Source organism: Pseudoalteromonas sp. NFXS53, from assembly GCF_056629255.1.
Map to the genome: position 1 here is coordinate 165,733 of NZ_JBWVBR010000007.1, position 17,676 is coordinate 183,408.

Below are 17,676 nucleotides of genomic sequence, written 5' to 3' on the forward strand. Positions count from 1 at the left end.
TATGGCACAACACGACTTTATAAATAAAAAGCCCAAAGGCAGAAACACCAAAAAAGCGGCACCTAGCCCAAAACCCGTCTCAAAATTGCTTATCTTGCTGGCTTTATTGCTCGTTGGCGGTTTTGCATATGGCCTCTGGTATATCACACAAAATGCCGACCCTAAAAAAGTAGAAGAAGCCGCCAAACCAGTCGCTAAAAAAGAGCAACCGGTGGCGAAGCCAAAACCTAAAGATCCTGATTTTATTCAAGAGATTAAAGACGCTGAGATCAAAGTAGAAATTAAAGAAGTCAAAAAACGCGGTCCATACCAGATGCAATGTGGTTCATTCAGAAAACACGAAGACGCAGAGAGCATGAAAGCACAAATTGCTTTTGTTGGCCTAGTGGCTGAAATCCGCAGAACCGAAGGGTCAAATGGTGTCTGGTTTAGAGTACGTCTAGGCCCTTATGAAAGTAAGCGACAAGCGGAAAGCGATAAAAATAAGCTCAAGCGTATCAACATCGTAAGCTGTGGAATTTGGGGCTGGACTTGATTTCTCACTAACAGCCCATATACCTACAGCAATCTAAGATATTTAAGTAAGACAAGTGTGAGTTAACGCACAGTAAGGAATTTTATGACTACTATCGTAAGCGTGCGTCGTGACGACAAAGTTGTTATCGGCGGCGACGGTCAAGTGTCACTTGGCAATACTGTAATGAAAGGTAATGCCAAAAAAGTACGCCGTCTTTATAACGGTAAAGTATTAGCGGGTTTTGCCGGTGGTACTGCAGACGCATTCACTTTATTTGAGCGCTTTGAAAGCAAACTAGAAATGCACCAAGGCCATTTAACCAAAGCTGCAGTGGAAATGGCGAAAGATTGGCGCAGCGACCGCGCCCTTCGTAAACTAGAAGCCCTACTGGCAGTTGCCGATGAAACCGCTTCATTGATCATCACAGGTAACGGTGACGTAGTGCAACCAGAGCATGACTTAATCGCCATTGGTAGTGGTGGTAATTTTGCACAATCTGCTGCAACAGCACTATTAGAGAATACAGATCTAAGTGCACGTGAAATTGTAGAAAAAAGCCTAAAAATTGCTGGCGATATTTGCGTATTCACTAATAATTTCCAAACCATAGAAGAACTATAGAGGATTGCCATGACTGCGATGACCCCAAGAGAGATCGTGCACGAGTTAAATCAGCACATTATCGGTCAAGATAAAGCCAAAAAAGCCGTGGCAATTGCACTTCGTAACCGCTGGCGTCGTATGCAACTTGACGACGATTTACGCGCTGAAGTTACACCAAAAAATATTCTAATGATCGGCCCTACAGGTGTCGGTAAAACGGAGATTGCACGCCGTTTAGCAAAACTTGCCAACGCGCCTTTCCTAAAAGTTGAAGCAACTAAATTCACTGAAGTAGGCTATGTAGGTAAAGAAGTTGAAACTATCATCCGTGATCTGGTTGATATCTCAATCAAAATGACGCGTGAGCAACAAGCGAAAAAACACCAACATCGTGCTGAAGAAGCCGCAGAAGAACGTATTCTTGATGCGCTTCTTCCACCTGCAAAAGACGCATGGGGTGAAGCTCAGCCTGCAGAAAATAGCAGTACACGTCAGGTATTCCGTAAGAAGTTACGTGAAGGCCAACTGGATGACAAAGAAATTGACATTGATGTTGCTGAAGTCCCACCACAAGTTGAGATCATGGCACCACCTGGCATGGAAGAAATGACCAATCAACTACAGGGTCTTTTCCAAAATATGGGTGGCGACAAGCGTAAGAGCCGTAAGCTGAAAATCAAAGATGCTTTCAAGCTTCTTGTTGAAGAAGAAGCCGCTAAAATGGTGAATCAAGAAGAGCTAAAAGAACAAGCTATTTTTGCCGTAGAGCAAAACGGTATTGTATTCATCGATGAAATCGACAAGATCTGTAAACGCGGCGAAGCACAAGGTCCAGACGTGAGTCGCGAAGGTGTACAGCGTGATTTACTGCCTCTAATTGAAGGCTCAACGGTCAGCACGAAACACGGTATGGTTAAAACTGACCACATTCTTTTCATTGCCTCTGGTGCATTCCAAATGGCTAAACCTTCAGACTTAATTCCTGAGTTACAAGGTCGCTTACCTATTCGTGTAGAACTAGAAGCACTTTCAGCTGCTGACTTCAAACGCATTCTAACTGAGCCACACGCGTCGCTTACTGAACAGCAACAAGCACTTCTAGGCACTGAGCAAGTAACTATCGACTTTACTGATGATGCGCTCACTAAGATTGCAGAAGCCGCATGGCAAGTGAACGAGAAAACAGAAAACATCGGTGCGCGTCGCCTTCATACTGTGATGGAAAAGCTGATGGAAGAAATCTCTTTCGATGCTTCTGAGAAGACAGGTTCAACGCTGTCTATCGATGCAAGCTATGTTGAGCAGCATTTAGATATGCTGGTACAAGATGAAGACTTAAGCCGCTTTATTCTTTAAGTCTAGCAAAGAATATGCGTTACTATTAAGCGGGGCCTGTGCCCCGCTTTTTTGTAAGACAAAAAATACTCATTGAGAACAGTCATGTATATTGTCAATAAACTTCACTATCATACCGCTTCCAAAGCGCTCGACATTCATTTCGATGATAAACAAGTATTCACATTAAGCTGTGAGTATTTACGAACACACTCTCCTTCTGCTGAGGTGCAAGGCCATGGTAATCAATCTAAAGATCCACTGAATCTAGTATTGAATAAACAAGAGGTGGCCATCAAAAAACTTGAGCCTGTTGGGCATTATGCCATCAGACTGATTTTTGATGACGGCCATGATTCTGGGCTGTATAGCTGGCAGTATTTACGTGCCTTATCAGAAGAGCAGACTGAACGTTGGCAGAGATACCAAGCGAGGGTTGAGGACTATCACGCCAATCAAGATCGTATTCCAATCAAGTTCACGCCTTAATACCAATCCGCAATAACACTTAATCATTTTGAGGGATTAAACCTGACGCTAGCTGCGTTAAAGATTTCTCATTTAGAACAACTAAATAACGAAATCTTTGCCTTGCTACCAACAAGGTTTTCTTGCCTCAAAATAGACCACTTAGTTAAGCGGACTGGTATAATCTGGAGTGCTAAAACTTGAATATAAAAAAACGCAGCAAACGCTGCGTTTTTTAGTTTTATTAGCAATCTAGTAGCGGTACTTAGCAACCGCCTCATGTAGTACTTTGGCTTGTTCTGAAACCTCTTCACTACTTTGAGCGTTACTCTGTGCATGCTCAGATGCAACTTGCGCAATATCGCGAATGCGAACTACGTTCTTATTCACCTCAGACGCAACTTGATTCTGTTCATCAATGGCTGTTGCGATGTGCGTGCTCATTTCCATAATGGTTTGAACATCTGCCGTAATCGAGCTAAGCAACTCACCAGCCTTCTCGGCCTGAGAGACACTCTCACTACCTTGAGAACGGCATTGTTGCATGATACTTACAACAGACTGAGTGCGCTCTTGCAGAGTAGAAATGATACTCTCAATTTCTTGTGTTGAATCTTGCGTACGTTGCGCAAGTGATCGAACCTCATCTGCAACTACCGCAAAGCCTCGACCTTGCTCACCTGCACGTGCGGCCTCAATTGCTGCATTCAAAGCAAGCAAGTTTGTTTGCTCTGCAATACCACGAATAACGTCTAATACTGAGCCAATTGTTTCAGCGTCACGCTCAAGCTGCGAAACCACATCTGATGCGCCACCTAATGAATCAGATAAGGCCATAATACGCTGAATTGTCGCATCGACTTCTACTCTACCTTGTTGCGCATTGCCATTGGTTGACTCAGCTTTATTCGCTGCAGCTTCAGTATTATGCGAAATATCTTGAATCGTCGCCTGCATCTCAGTCGCTGCAGTCGCCACCATATCCGCCTCATGCAGCTGCTCATGCATACCCGCACTGGTTTGTGCGGTGGTTTCACTTAAATGATGAGTCGCTTCATTAATTGTGCCTAAAGCCGTGTTTACTTCTGAGATCAGAATCTTAAAGTCATCTATCAAGCTATTAAAGTCTTCTGTCATCGTGGTAATTTCATCATTACCTGTCGATTCAATTTTAATCGCTAAATTGTTTTCACGGCGAATTCGCTCAATGGTTTGATAGACACGCTCCACAGGCCCAATGATTGAACGACTGGTAGAAAGTACCAAAATCATGACGATGATCGCTGCGACTACAAATATACCTATGGCAGCAGCTTGCGTTGATTTCGCGTTATCTTCGATAGCTTGCTTAGTTTGCAATACGATATTTTCAACCGTTGCATCACCTTGCTTGACGATTTTAACCATCTCACCCAGTGCACCGCTATCAAGTGATACGCCTAGCTTAACTTGTGCATCAACCAGGTTGGTAAATTTATTTTTATACTCTAAAAGTAACGGCGCTAAACCGTAGGGCTGTAGTTTAGGGTAAAGCTCATCGTAGGTTTTATTAAATTTACCTAAGTATTTGGTATCTAGACGAAGCATAAAGTCTTTTTCTGCACGTCTTAGTTGTAGCATCAAGCTTAGTAATTCGAAGTTGTTATGCTGCTTCAATCCTGTTTCGACTTCATGCACAGCAGAACGTAACGCACCATATAGCGCATCTTTAGGATGTAAACCGATTTTCTTTTGCAAATCGACTACAAGATCAAACGTTTCTTTGTAAGATCGACTTAAACCTAGAAATTTTTCAAGCTCTCCTTGGTCTATAGATAAATCATTTAATAGAGCGTTTAACTGATCTATTTTTGTAATTAAGTGCTGATATTCTTTATCAAATTGACTAAGCGCTTCCGTGTCCTTATAGAATAGAAAATTCTTTTCATACTTGCGCATGGATAACTCATGAATTTCAAGCTCTTCAGCGTACTGAATTGCTTCATTGAGTTTAAGCATTGTGCGAGCTTCAAAGATAATCACCGCTAGCATTACCAGCATTGCAATGCCAACAACAATTGCATTGAGCTGTAAACGCCTTTTGATGGTTAAATTTTCTAATAAGGCCATACTGTTACCTAAGGTTATAAAACATATCTTTAGTATAGACCAAGGCTGAAAGTTAGGCTTTTAGATTTCACGTAAAAACAATAAAAAAGTGCCAACATGTGCAATAATTAAACGACTTATTCTTTGGAACTATCCAACCTTTAATGAATTCCAAGCAAAATCATGCAATGCGCTGACATCATGCCATTGCTCAGCTTTAATCCACTCAACAAGGGCACATGGATCTGCTGAAAAATCCACCGACTTTTTAGGCGCTGTGTCCAAAAAATCTTCAACCGCATTGGCATTTAAGTAATGCATCTGTTTTGCCCAGCCAAGCTTAATTAATAAACTTGCATCAATCACCTGTGTGAGCTCTTGCTCAAGCGGTTTAATTAATAAGCTTTTTCCCATATTCAGTGCCGCATTCAGCACTTCAAATTGCGCATGTGCAATCACGCCTTTGCAACTTTTCATATCATGTAATAACTGCTCATGATCATCGGGCCGGTAATGAATATTACCCACCGACCTCACCTCTGCTACTGGGTGAAAACAATAAAATTCCGTATTTGGAAAACTTGTCAGCAATGCCTCTATCGCCTCTAACTTTTCTGACGGCAAATAAACGACCACCTTATTTTTAATACAAGTCGTGTCATAGCTTGGCACAATAGGCGGTAAAATATTTTTCGCAAAAGGGATCCAATGAAACCCTAGACGGTAATCAGCAGGGACTAACCATTGCTGCCAAATTCTAGTTAGATTCGCCCCTTCAAAAGGCAGTTGGTGATGATTTACTGCAACATGATGCCCCAAAGCAAGCACAGGGATCCCTGAGAGCTTTGCCGACCAGGCGACAATCGACTCATTGTCAGTGATCACTAAGTCATAATTTGCGACTTTAAAATACGCTCGATGAGTGAAAATATCTGAGACTTTTTGCCTAAAGGTTTTAGTAAAGCGATTTGGCTTATGTCGCACCAAGCAACTACCCACTTTGAGCGCTTCAATTTCAGCAATTACTTGCTTACTCATAGGCTTTGACAAGCTATTGCCTGACAGGATCACGTCTGTGTTTACCTGATGCGCTTTGAAGCATTTAATCAACAAAAGTGTTTGCTGTAATTGTGCAAGATCGATGATTTTTGCTGCATATAACACTTTCAATGCAATTCACCTTATTCATTCCTTGTGGCAAGAACACCAGGACGTTGTCATAACTGGTACTTCTTACACAAAACCGTTGTCTACTGATTAAACTTTAGACTTTAAAAATAACAGTTGGGTGAACTTTTTAAGACACTATTATGGAATTCAATAGAGTTTGATTGAACGCACAAAGTGCCTGCTTTTACAGCAATTTTGCCATTGCTATGAGCTTGCATCAGAGTATACTTGAACAAACACATACTCTCTGGAGAACTCAATATGGACTACAGCACATCTGACTTATGCGATCATTTTGCAGATGCAATCGATGTACTTGAACCCATGTTCATTAACTTTGGTGGACACTCTGCATTTTGCGGTCGCATCGTCACAGTGAAATGCTTTGAAAACAGCGAACTAATTCAAGAGATTTTAGAACAAGACGGGACAGGCAAAATTCTATTAATCGATGGCGGAGGCTCTTCGCGCCGTGCACTGATTGATATCGAACTAGCAGAACTGGCTGTAGAAAATCATTGGCAAGGTATTGTTGTTTATGGTGCAGTTAGACATGTTGATGAGCTCGAAGAGTGTGAACTAGGCATTCAAGCGATAGCTTCTATTCCTGTCGCTGCAGATAGCCAAGGTAGTGGCGAGCAAGGTGTCCCCGTCAACTTTGCAGGTGTTTCGTTTTATGAAGACGATTATCTATATGCTGACAGCACAGGGATTATCATTTCCGCCGAAGAGCTGGTACTCGAAGATGCGCTTGAAGAAGTCGAAGCATAATGAGTCATTGGTTAATTCGATATAGCGAAGCTGACATAAAGAGCTTTACCACCAGCAGAACGAATGAAACTCGTTTTTGGCAATCAATCTCTTATTTAGACCAATCAGCGCCTTTAGAAAGTGCACTAAAAGATGCGGCAGAGTTTGGTATTAAGTATGTTTTACTCGGTATTAACGAGGACATAGGTCCAAGAGCAAACTGTGGTCGCGGAGGCGCAACACAAGGTTGGCAAGCATTTTTAAAACGCTTTATAAACTTACCTAGCAATGAGTTTTTAGATCCAAAATCAGTATTGCTGTTAGGCGAAGTCAATTGTGATGATTTGCAATCGCAAAGTGAAACATTGGATAACGCAAATGTCGAAGGTTTAGCACAGTTAAGAAGACTATGTGGCGAATTAGATGAACGAGTAACAGCCGTTTTGAAACCGGTTTTTGATGCTGGTTTAGAAGCCATTGTCATTGGTGGTGGCCACAATAATTGTTACCCAATTTTAAAGGCCTTAAGCACCAGTGAAGCTAAGTCATGTAATGCCATTAACTTCGACCCACATGCTGATTTTAGGGCCATTGAAGGTCGTCATAGTGGCAACGGTTTCAACTATGCATATCAAGACGGATATTTACATGATTACCATGTGGTTGGTATGCATGAGCAAAAAAATAACCAAACCATTATCAGCTCACTGACTAATGCCGGGTTTACATACACCACTTACCAAACTCTACAAGTTATGCGCAGCCGTAGTTTAACTTCAGACTGCACACACAGTTTAGCCCGCTTTAAAATTGATAAACCATTAGGTATCGAAGTTGATGTAGACGCCATTAGTGGCATGCCTGTTAGCGCTTTCACGAATTGTGGTTTTTCTGTCAGCGATGCAGAACATTTTGTTTATCTGGGTGCAACGCACAGTGCTAGCCGTTATTTACACCTGTGTGAGGCAGCACCTGCGACACATCCGAACGGTTTAGAGCAAGGCATAACTGAAGCTGGGCAAGTTTTAAGTGGTCTAGTCTGTAGTTACTTGTTGGGTAAACAGCAAGGGTAGCACAACGCTACCCCTTTTTAGTGATCAACTGAATGATGGTGCTCAAGCTGATACTGCTTTATCCAGCTCAACATACCCACACTACTCAACGGCCTTTCGAAATAGTACCCCTGAGCGGCAAAGGTATTTAAGCTTTGCGCAAAGTTAAGCTGCTCTTGGCTTTCAACGCCCTCACAAATAACCGCACAATCTAACTGATGCTGCATGTCTACCAACCCTCTGACAATGCCTCTGAGTGCACCTTGATGTTGATGATCTCGGGTAAGAGACTGCCCTACTTTGACGTAATCAACGGTTAGTTTAGGTAACTTAGCCAATACCAGCGGAGCCTCACCGAAGCCGTCTACACACAGACGAACACCGATGCTGCGAAGACGTGCTATCATGGCCACGCCCTGTGCATCCAAAGACATAAACAGAGCTGAAGGGCACTCTATTATTAAATCACCGGCTTCAAGATGGTGAGTCAGCAGTACATCGTCTAAAAACTCAATAAATTCTTCATGCAGCATTTCTGGACCAAAAACATTGACGCTCAACGCCATTTTGATCCCTTCCATTTTTAGCGCCATCGCAATCTCCGCTGCTCGCTCTATCACAAACTGAGCAACAGGCAAGGCTAACCCTGCAATGCGAATATCATCGATGAACTTACCAGCAGCTAAAATCCCCTGCTTTGGGTGCTGCCAACGTAACAATAGTTCTAGGAACTCGATACCATTGTCGCTATGACGAATAATCGGTTGAAAATATAGCTCGAGCTGATCTCTGAAGTCGTGATGAGTAAGCTCAGCCAAACGCGCTTGCTGCTCTTGTTTCGCTGTTCGCATACTATTTTGATATTCTGTCACGACCTTATTAGGCTCTGAATCGAGCGCTAAGAATGCACACGTGATGGCACTATCAAAATCACTGACCTTATCAGCGAAAGAGACATAACTTGCTTTGGCTTTTATTTCTATGGTGCAATGACCTACGTTAAACGGCTTTAACGTAGTTTGCACTATGGCACCTATTACTTGTTCATGGAGATGTTGCTGATGGGCCAAGGAGCATAAGAACACAAAGTTTAATCCTCCTAAGTGCGCAAGCTTAGCGCATTCATCACCTTGTTCTATATTTACAATGTCTTCGTTTTGCAATTGCTGCTTAATTCGGTTCGCTGATTGCGCAAGTAATAAATCGCCGTACTCTCGACCTAAGTGAAAATTCACCTGTTCAAACCCTTCGAGGCGGATCATCACTAATACAATAGGAGATGCATCTTTCTCTGTGTGAGTATAATAAGCATCTCTCAGCGCACTTCTCGGGGGCAAACCCAGCACATCTTGCTTTCTTAATTCGCCCTGCTCTGGTATATCTGAGGCGCCATTTTTACTGGTTTTTATAGAGAACTCATAAAGCTGTGCGATATAAACTAAGAGTAAAGGCAGTAATGTTAACTGAATTGGCCAGTACCACACTACCGCCCCACCTAATAACAGTAAATATGCCGCCGCTGCGAGGAACGACACCACAAGTAAAAGTTTTGAACCAAGTTTAAGCGCTAGGTAGAGGTGGCCGAATATCACCAGAGAGATGGCATATGTAGCCCACATATTGGGAAGCAATGCAGTGAAAGCCACCAGCATAGTGACAACATGAAGTGCACGACTTGATTGCGAATGGGTAAGGATAATTAAAGCGATACTGCCCATTAACACTAACCCACCTAAAAATGCGGTTAGTAGTGCCAGCTCCCCCTGTTGCAATCCATTGAATACAGGAAAGCTGGTCAATGTACCTAGTAAGGTCATCACCAACTTTCACCTATAAATTAAATACTTCTTATTGAATCAGTTTACCTGAGATCCACAAATTTGATAGCTCATTTACACCAAATTGATAACTTAATTGCGCTGGTGTTGCAATATCCCACAGAGCTAAATCGGCTCGCATGCCCACTTTAAGCATACCTCGATCTGCCAGCCCTAATGCTTTCGCAGCGTTTACCGTTACCCCCTGCAAAGTCTCTTCTGGTGTTAATTTAAAGAAAGTACAGCCCATATTTAGCATCAAGCGCAAAGAGCACAGCGGTGCAGTGCCTGGGTTAAAGTCACTGGCGATCGCCATCGGGACCTTATATTGACGAAGTAACTCAATCGGTGGCATTTGTGTTTCTCGCAGAAAATAAAAAGCACCAGGTAATAACACTGCAACCGTTCCGGCATCGGCCATCGCTTTTACACCTGCTTCATCAAGATACTCAATATGATCTGCCGATAGGCCCTTAAACTCAGCAACCAACTCCGTGCCATGTTGATTCGATAATTGTTCAGCATGGCACTTCACAGGCAAGCCTAACTGACGTGCTTTCTCAAATACCCGCTTTGTCTGCGCATAACTGAATCCTACATTTTCACAGAATACATCCACCGCATCTGCCAAATTAAGCTCAGCCACTTTTGGCAACATGACATCGCATACTAAATCGATATATGCATCTGAATCATGTTTAAACTCAGGCGGTAATGCATGTGCGCCTAAAAATGTACTTTGAATATCAACAGGGTGGTTGTCATTTAAGACTTTATTCACTTCAAGTAACTTAATTTCAGTGTCTAAATCTAAGCCATACCCCGACTTACTCTCAACCGTCGTTACGCCTTCGCTCAACAAGCTATTTAAACGATTCTTCCCAGCAACAAACAAGGTTTCTTCATCCGCCTCTCTAGTTGCTCGAACGGTACTGGCAATACCACCACCTTGTTGTGCTATCTCTTGGTAAGAAACACCATTTAGACGTTGTTCAAACTCACCAGCGCGGTTTCCTGCAAAAAGAATATGCGTATGACAATCTATTAGGCCCGGCGTTAACCATTGCCCCTTTGCGCTGATCACAGGTATCGCTAATGCATCGAACTCAGGCAAGTCACTTTGCTTGCCGAGCCAAGCAATTTTATCGTCTTTGATTATCAATGCGCCTTGCTCAATAGCACCATAAGGAGCATCTACATTGCTATCCATGGTTGCCAAATTAACATCGGTGATCACTAAATCTGCTTCAAACATCACTGCCTCATTAGAGTTTGTTTAATTGCCTATAAGCCTATCATGCAAACTTGTATATACAAGAAATCTGTGCCATTTTTAATGGCATATACTCTCTATTTAGTTATCTAGTATGGCCAACGAACCTAAATTTGCATTGATAAAGCAGCATATCACCGACCAAATTAGTGCCGGTATTTGGAAAGAGGACCAACGTGTTCCCTCTGAAAATGAACTTGCTGAGCAATTTAGTGTGAGCCGTATGACCGCCAGACGCGCATTGAGTGAGTTGACTGACAGTGGGGTATTAACCCGAAGTCAAGGTTTAGGTACATTTGTAGCCAGCCTCAAATCACAGTCTTCTATATTAGAGATTAAAAATATCGCCGATGAAGTAAAAGAGAGAAGTGGTGCGTACAGTGCTGAGGTCTTGGCCCTAGAAGAAATCGCTGCCATGGCGCCTATCGCTATTGCACTCGGTGTTGATATAGACAGTAAAGTCTATCGCAGCGTGATTGTTCACCACGAAAATGGCCAAGCACTCCAAGCTGAAGAGCGCTTCGTCACCCCAGCACTTGCACCTGATTATCTGGCACAAGATTTTACTATCGTCACACCACATGAATACCTTTCGGCAGTGGCGCCGCTGACTGAAGCAAAACACACTATCGAAGCCATTATGCCAAGCCAAGATGTTTGTCAGTGGCTTGGCTTATATAACGAAGAGCCTTGCTTACAAATGATCAGAAGAACATGGAGTGCTAATGGTATTGTCAGCTTTACTCGGCTCATTTCGCCGGGCAGTAAATACCGTCTCGGCGGTCATCTCACCTTTAAGAAAAAGGTAAAATAACGCACAGTTAAATCTCAGCTTGGTAGCAAAAACCCAAGGCTTCAATGGCTGAACCATCTATCACTCTTGCACTGGCGATGTCACTTGCAAATGAAGGGGGCTGCGTGCCTAACTTAACGCATCTTTGCTGGTAATAATCTTGACGAGTTGGGTGGTTAGGATGACACACGTTATAGACGCTATCGGCTTCTGCCCAGTTGAATATTACCGTCTCAATAGCTGCAACGACATCGGCTTGGTGCACCATGTTTACAGCAGCTTGACTGCTACTTTTAAGTGTTTTACCCGCAACAAATTGCCCTGGTTCTCGATTTGGCCCCACCAGTCCCGCCAAACGCAAAACCTTCCCCTTGGCATCAAATACTTTTTGCTCTGCTGCAAGTAAAATCTTTTTACGCGTGGTTTCACTGTCTAATTCACCACTTTCGGTATAGGTCCCATCTAGCTCTGAATACACACCTGTACTTGAGCATAACAAAAAACCTTTACACGCTAATTCATCAGAAAGCCTTAACGCAGCAGATAGAGTTTCAAGATAATTGCTGTCAGCATGACGTGCTCTTGGAGGAATAGCGCACACCCAATAAGCCTCTTTTAAATCCACAGAATGAATTAATTTATCTTCTTGCAATGCAAATTGTCGAATGATGGCACTACTGGAGTGTGAGCCACGGCTTGTACCCTGCACTTGCCAATTAGCTTGTATAGCTCTATCGATTAATGCACTTCCCAGCCAACCAGCCCCCAAAATAACTAGCTTCATCTCATACCTCTGTATTAATTTAAAACCGCAAAGTATTATTATAGGAACAATATAACGTCAATCTTATGTTAACTGTGGTCAAAGCGACTCAGATATGATTTGATTGTGTAGTGCGGTTACCAATAAAAAGAATATATCATGCTTAACAACTTATCCCTCAGGAGAAAAATACTCCTACTGATCGGTGGTACAATTTCTGTGCTGCTTATTATCGCCTCCAGCTACTTTGTAAATCACCTAGCAACGATTTCTCGCGACAGTGTTGAACGTGAAGCACAAAGCTATATTTATGCTGAAAAACTGTCGATGGAATCGTTTTTCGCCCAATACGGTGAACTAGTCAGCACCTTTGCACAAAGCGCCCATGTTGTAGACTTTTTTGAGCAATACACCGAGCGCGAAGCTGAGTTATCAAGTCAACCAGGTTATAACCTAGTGAATAGAGATTTTGATAGGCTGACGGCAAACAATGATAATGTGCTGTCAACTTTCTTTGCGTCTGCTATCACAGGTGAGTACTTCAAAGAGAACGAACGTACCTCTCATTTCTCTGATGGTCGTCCATATTTTGCTTATAAGCGTGGATGGTGGCCTGAGGCTATGGCGATTGGTAAGTTGCATGTTAGCCCGGTTTCAGTCGATGCGAACACAGGCGACGTATCTGCTGTGATCAAACTACCTGTCTACAATTCATCTCGTAAGTTATTGGGGATAGCAGGTATTGATTTGCAAATGGAACAAATCAATCAGTTGGTTGAGCAGATCCGCTTCCAAGGTCAAGGGTACGGCTTCCTGCTAGATAACAACTTAAACGTTGTTCATTTATCAAAGCAAACTGGCCACAAGCTGTCTATTACTGATGAGGGTCCGAATGGAAAAGAAGGCCTAGACGGGCTAGAAAAACAGTTTTCAGATACCAGTGGCTTCCGTGCATTAAATTCTGAAATTAAAAATAATGAGTCAGGCACGTCAGTTGTTACCTTCAAAGGCCAAGACTATTACGTAGTGTATAACAGTGTAAAACTCGATGAACCATTACTTGATTGGCATGTGGGTGTCATGATCCCAGTATCATTTATTGAAGAACCGGTAAACGAAGCCGTCATGAGTACCGTTATCGCATTCCTAGTGATTATTAGCATTGTGGTTCTTATGATCTTATGGGCGACACAAATGATCACCAAACCGATTGTGTCTCTTGCCGATACTATGCGTGACATTGCGTCAGGTGAAGGCGACTTAACGCGCCGGATCAATATTGAAAGCAACGATGAAGTTGGTCAGCTTGCTTCCCATATGAACACCTTTATAGAGAAGCTGCGTGCCATGATGCAAACCACAGCGCAACAAGCCTCTCAGCTAGGTCATGCCTCTGAGCAATTAAGCTCTGTGTCTGCCAGTACCAATAGTGAAATCCAACAAGAGAAAGAGCAAGTTGACAGCGTCAGTGCTGCGGTAACAGAAATGGCCGCAACTGTGACTGAAATCTCACGCAACGCACAAGAAGCAAGTCATGCTGCTGAGCAAGTACAGAACATGACAAATGACGGCGCGACGCGCTCAAGCCAAGCACAAACAGTGATGACGGAATTGGCTAGCCACATCGGTGAGGCTGCGAAAGTTGTTGAAGGTCTTGAAAAAGAAACCACTAACATTGGCGCGGTAATTGACGTGATCAATGGCATTGCAGAACAAACCAATTTACTGGCACTCAACGCTGCGATTGAAGCGGCACGTGCTGGTGAACAAGGTAGAGGCTTCGCAGTAGTTGCTGATGAAGTGCGCTCACTGGCAAGTAGAACGCAAGAATCGACAGACGATATTCGCAATATGATCACGCGACTACAACAAATTGCACAGCAAGCATCAACCATGATGCAACAAGGCCAAGATCAGGCTGAAGGCTCTGTATCACAGACGCAAGAAGTGCTCGATTCATTGCAAGAAATCGCCAGCTCTGTAGCAACAGTTCAAGATCAGAGCCATCAGATTGCAACCGCGACTGAGCAGCAGACTATTGTGGCTGAAGACATTAACACCAGCTTAAATGCAATTAATGACCTAGTTAACAGCACTGCTAATCACGCTCACACTTTGGCTGATGAGGCACATGATCTAAATGGATTGGCTAAATCACTTAATAGTACGGTAAACCAATTCAAGCTTTAACTATTCTGAGCAGGGCATGATTTATGCCCTGCTTTGCTACAGATCAAAACCGACCTTCACTTCTCGTCATACACTACACGCTCTAATCTAATAGATGAGTGCGTATCGTGATTAATTTACCAACTTGGGATGAGTCCCTAATCAAAAAATATAATGTATCTGGGCCAAGATATACTTCTTATCCAACTGCGTTATCATTAGAAAGCGGTTATCAACAGACTGATTTACATACCGCAGTGAAGCAGTCAAAAAATCAGGCTTTATCGCTCTATATTCATATCCCATTTTGCCACCAACTTTGTTACTACTGTGGTTGCAATAAAATCGTGACACGCCATCAGTCAAAAGCTGACGTCTATTTAGATCATCTAGAAAAAGAAGTACAGGCGCAGTCTTCTGTGTTTGCGCATTACCGTGTTGAGCAATTGCATTTAGGTGGCGGTACGCCAACGTTTTTAACTGCCGAGCAAATGACACGCCTGATTAATATTGTAGAAGCACACTTCAACTTCACTGAAGACGCGCAACGCGGCATTGAAATCGACCCGCGCTCTATTGCTGACGACATGTTAGTCACCTTGAAAAACTTAGGCTTTAACCGAGTTTCATTTGGTATTCAAGATTTCAATGATGAAGTACAAGCCGCAGTAAACCGCCCGCAATGTGTCGAAGAGGTTTTAGCACTGGTAAAACAAGCAAGAACACTCGGGTTTAAATCAATCAATACCGATATGATCTACGGCTTACCTCACCAAACACCTGAAAGCTTTAAGCAAAGCATTGAGCAACTGATAGCGCTGAGCCCAGACAGAGTGTCAGTGTTTAACTATGCTCACCTCCCTGATAGATTTGCCGCGCAGCGAAAACTAAAAGAAGCGGACATGCCAAGTCCGCAGCAGAAGCTTGAGATCTTCAAAAATACGCTTCAGCAAATGACTGAGGCAGGTTATCAGTTTATCGGCATGGACCACTTTGCTAAAAAAGACGACGAGCTTGCTGTTGCGCAAAGAAATGGTGAGCTTCATCGTAACTTCCAAGGCTATACAACACATGGTAATTGCGACTTATTAGGCCTAGGAGTTTCATCTATTTCACAAATTGGTAATGCGATTTTGCAGAACCAAAAAGAGCTCAAAGCTTATTACTCAGACATTAACGAGATTGGCTGTGCGACCCATAAAGGAATGCGCTTGAATCATGATGATGAGCTCAGAGCCGATGTTATCAAACAGCTTATCTGTCATTTTGAATTAGATATTAAGGCGATCGAAGTTAAATATAATATCGACTTTAACGATTACTTTAGCGAAGCCCTAGAAGCACTCAAACCACTGGCAGAAGATGAGCTCGTGACATTGTCAGCGCAGCGTATTGAAGTCACCAGCAAAGGTAATTTATTCATTCGCATTATCTGTATGTGCTTTGATGCGTATTTACAACAGCAGATTAAAAATACGCGATTCTCACGCGTTATTTAAGCGCGCTAGTATCTAGAAAAAACATACAAAAAAGGATGGCTGAGCCATCCTTTTTGCTTTCTTAATCAGATTTTAGGCCAAAGCCGGTAAATAGACTTCAGCACTTAAACCGCCCTCTTGACGATTACGAAGCTTCACCGTACCGCCATGTGTCGCGACTATGCGTTTTATAATTGCCAAACCCAAACCACTGCCTTCACTGCCCCGCGCTTGGTCACCTTGTTTAAAAGGCTCAAAAACACTTTCCAATTCGGCTTCAGGAATACCCGGTCCACGGTCTTTTACTGTGACAATTACCATTTTCTTACGTGGGTTGTATGCGGTACTAACATCAATGGCCTCATCGGAATAACGGATGGCATTTTCGATCATATTGGTAACAACGCGCTTTAACGCAACCGTATTCATAATCACTCTTGGTAAGCTCTCAGCGGCTGTTAAGTTAATTTCACGCTGATGTTGCTGCTCAGCATGCACCACCTCAGACACTAAACTATTCACGTCATCAGGGTGCATTTCCCCACTGTTATGGTGACGAAGATACTCGATAAACTGATCAATAATGGCATTCATATCTTCAATGTCATCAATGATCCCTTCTTTTAAGTAGTCTTCTTCGTCTGACATCATTTCGGTAGCTAAACGAATACGGGTCAATGGTGTACGCAAGTCATGAGAAACGCCAGCCATCAAAAGACGTCGGTCATTCTCGAGTTCTGCAATGCCTTTCGACATTTTGTTGAACGCTTGTGTTACTTCAACGACTTCAGTAGACCCTCGCTCCACGAGTCGAGTAGAAAAGTCTCCCACACCGACACGACCTGCCGCCGTCTGTAACGCTTTTAGTGGGCGGTTAAGATGCCTTGCAAACCACCAGCCCCCCAATACACTCAAAAAGCCGATACTCGACAGGTAGAAGATCAAAAACTCCATTTTTGTTTCACTAAAGCCTGTCAGTGGTACTCTGACCCAATAGCCAGGTGCTTGCGGCGCTTCCACCCAATAGACCACTGGGTCGCCTTGACTGATCCTCACTCTCGCAGAGCCATTAAGCTGCTCAGACATACTCTTTGACAACAAGCTATATTCTTTAGCTTTCTCTAAACCGTTCATATAGGCTTGTCTTTGGGTCATCACTTCAATGCCCGTTATTTCAAAGAACTTATCTGAGGTCGCTTTATTTATTTCGACCCCTTTTTCCCAATCAATGAATACTGTTTTGACTTGCTTAGCCAACATCAAGTTCACTTGTTCAAAGGTTGGCTTAAACACATACAGTGTCACGGTAATATAGGAAACGATTTGGTTGATTAGCAATAAAGCACCAACAAAGAAAACCGTTTGTCCAAACGCGCTACGTGGAAAAAAGCTCATAAACG

General features: G+C 43.0%; 15 protein-coding genes. 9 read left to right on the top strand and 6 right to left on the bottom strand.

The genetic code is table 11. The features are described from left to right. Position 1: 1 nt before the first annotated feature. From AC1HJP_RS09845 to AC1HJP_RS09860, 4 genes are all read left to right on the top strand, one after another. Positions 2–535 (top strand): SPOR domain-containing protein, encoded by a 534-nt coding sequence (locus AC1HJP_RS09845; protein WP_480361648.1) that lies wholly within the window; start codon positions 2–4, stop codon positions 533–535. 84 nt (positions 536–619) lie between these two features. Further along, complete coding sequence (gene hslV, locus AC1HJP_RS09850; RefSeq protein ID WP_058031148.1) at positions 620–1,138, top strand: ATP-dependent protease subunit HslV; 519 nt, start codon at positions 620–622, stop codon at positions 1,136–1,138. Positions 1,139–1,147: 9 nt separating this feature from the next. Beyond that, positions 1,148–2,476: an HslU--HslV peptidase ATPase subunit gene (gene hslU, locus AC1HJP_RS09855; protein WP_480361649.1), complete on the top strand. Its 1,329-nt coding sequence runs from the start codon at positions 1,148–1,150 to the stop codon at positions 2,474–2,476. A gap of 84 nt (positions 2,477–2,560) precedes the next feature. After that, positions 2,561–2,944, top strand: coding sequence for a gamma-butyrobetaine hydroxylase family protein (locus AC1HJP_RS09860; protein WP_480361650.1), 384 nt, complete (start codon positions 2,561–2,563; stop codon positions 2,942–2,944). A gap of 231 nt (positions 2,945–3,175) precedes the next feature. On the opposite strand, the gene AC1HJP_RS09865 is transcribed toward AC1HJP_RS09860, so the two are convergent. After that, on the bottom strand, positions 3,176–5,032 hold the full coding sequence (locus AC1HJP_RS09865) for a methyl-accepting chemotaxis protein (RefSeq protein WP_480361651.1): 1,857 nt from the start codon (positions 5,030–5,032) through the stop codon (positions 3,176–3,178). A gap of 129 nt (positions 5,033–5,161) precedes the next feature. Next, the gene (locus AC1HJP_RS09870; protein ID WP_480361688.1) at positions 5,162–6,175 is read right to left on the bottom strand and encodes a glycosyltransferase family protein; all 1,014 of its coding nucleotides are present in this window, start codon (positions 6,173–6,175) and stop codon (positions 5,162–5,164) included. A 267-nt stretch (positions 6,176–6,442) separates the two neighbouring features. Here AC1HJP_RS09870 and rraA point away from each other — a divergent pair, with 267 nt between their 5' ends. Together rraA and AC1HJP_RS09880 are read left to right on the top strand one after the other, a co-directional pair. Further along, entirely contained in the window at positions 6,443–6,952 is a 510-nt protein-coding gene (gene rraA / locus AC1HJP_RS09875; protein ID WP_480361652.1) for a ribonuclease E activity regulator RraA, read from the top strand. Further along, positions 6,952–8,004, top strand: a complete 1,053-nt coding sequence (locus AC1HJP_RS09880; protein WP_480361653.1) for a formimidoylglutamase — start codon at positions 6,952–6,954, stop codon at positions 8,002–8,004. Before rraA ends, AC1HJP_RS09880 begins: the two co-directional genes overlap by 1 nt. Before the next feature lie 17 nt (positions 8,005–8,021). On the opposite strand, the gene AC1HJP_RS09885 is transcribed toward AC1HJP_RS09880, so the two are convergent. Continuing rightward, a complete protein-coding gene (locus tag AC1HJP_RS09885) occupies positions 8,022–9,800 on the bottom strand; it encodes an EAL domain-containing protein (RefSeq protein ID WP_480361689.1) in 1,779 nt (592 codons plus the stop codon). A gap of 31 nt (positions 9,801–9,831) precedes the next feature. Further along, complete coding sequence (gene hutI, locus AC1HJP_RS09890) at positions 9,832–11,055, bottom strand: imidazolonepropionase (protein ID WP_480361654.1); 1,224 nt, start codon at positions 11,053–11,055, stop codon at positions 9,832–9,834. A 112-nt stretch (positions 11,056–11,167) separates the two neighbouring features. Here hutI and hutC point away from each other — a divergent pair, with 112 nt between their 5' ends. Then, positions 11,168–11,887 carry a histidine utilization repressor gene (gene hutC / locus AC1HJP_RS09895; RefSeq protein WP_480361655.1) on the top strand — a complete coding sequence of 240 codons (720 nt, stop codon included), beginning with the start codon at positions 11,168–11,170 and terminating at the stop codon, positions 11,885–11,887. A 7-nt stretch (positions 11,888–11,894) separates the two neighbouring features. Here the strand turns inward: hutC and AC1HJP_RS09900 are convergent, their stop codons facing one another. After that, entirely contained in the window at positions 11,895–12,650 is a 756-nt protein-coding gene (locus AC1HJP_RS09900; protein WP_480361656.1) for a Rossmann-fold NAD(P)-binding domain-containing protein, read from the bottom strand. Positions 12,651–12,788: 138 nt separating this feature from the next. Between AC1HJP_RS09900 and AC1HJP_RS09905 the strand changes: the two genes are divergently transcribed. Together AC1HJP_RS09905 and hemN are read left to right on the top strand one after the other, a co-directional pair. Beyond that, positions 12,789–14,819, top strand: coding sequence for a methyl-accepting chemotaxis protein (locus AC1HJP_RS09905; protein ID WP_480361657.1), 2,031 nt, complete (start codon positions 12,789–12,791; stop codon positions 14,817–14,819). Between the two features lie 107 nt (positions 14,820–14,926). Then, positions 14,927–16,297 carry an oxygen-independent coproporphyrinogen III oxidase gene (hemN, locus tag AC1HJP_RS09910; RefSeq protein WP_480361658.1) on the top strand — a complete coding sequence of 457 codons (1,371 nt, stop codon included), beginning with the start codon at positions 14,927–14,929 and terminating at the stop codon, positions 16,295–16,297. Between the two features lie 72 nt (positions 16,298–16,369). Here hemN and envZ read toward each other — a convergent pair whose 3' ends face one another. Further along, on the bottom strand, positions 16,370–17,671 hold the full coding sequence (gene envZ, locus AC1HJP_RS09915; protein ID WP_480361659.1) for a two-component system sensor histidine kinase EnvZ: 1,302 nt from the start codon (positions 17,669–17,671) through the stop codon (positions 16,370–16,372). Positions 17,672–17,676: the final 5 nt, after the last annotated feature.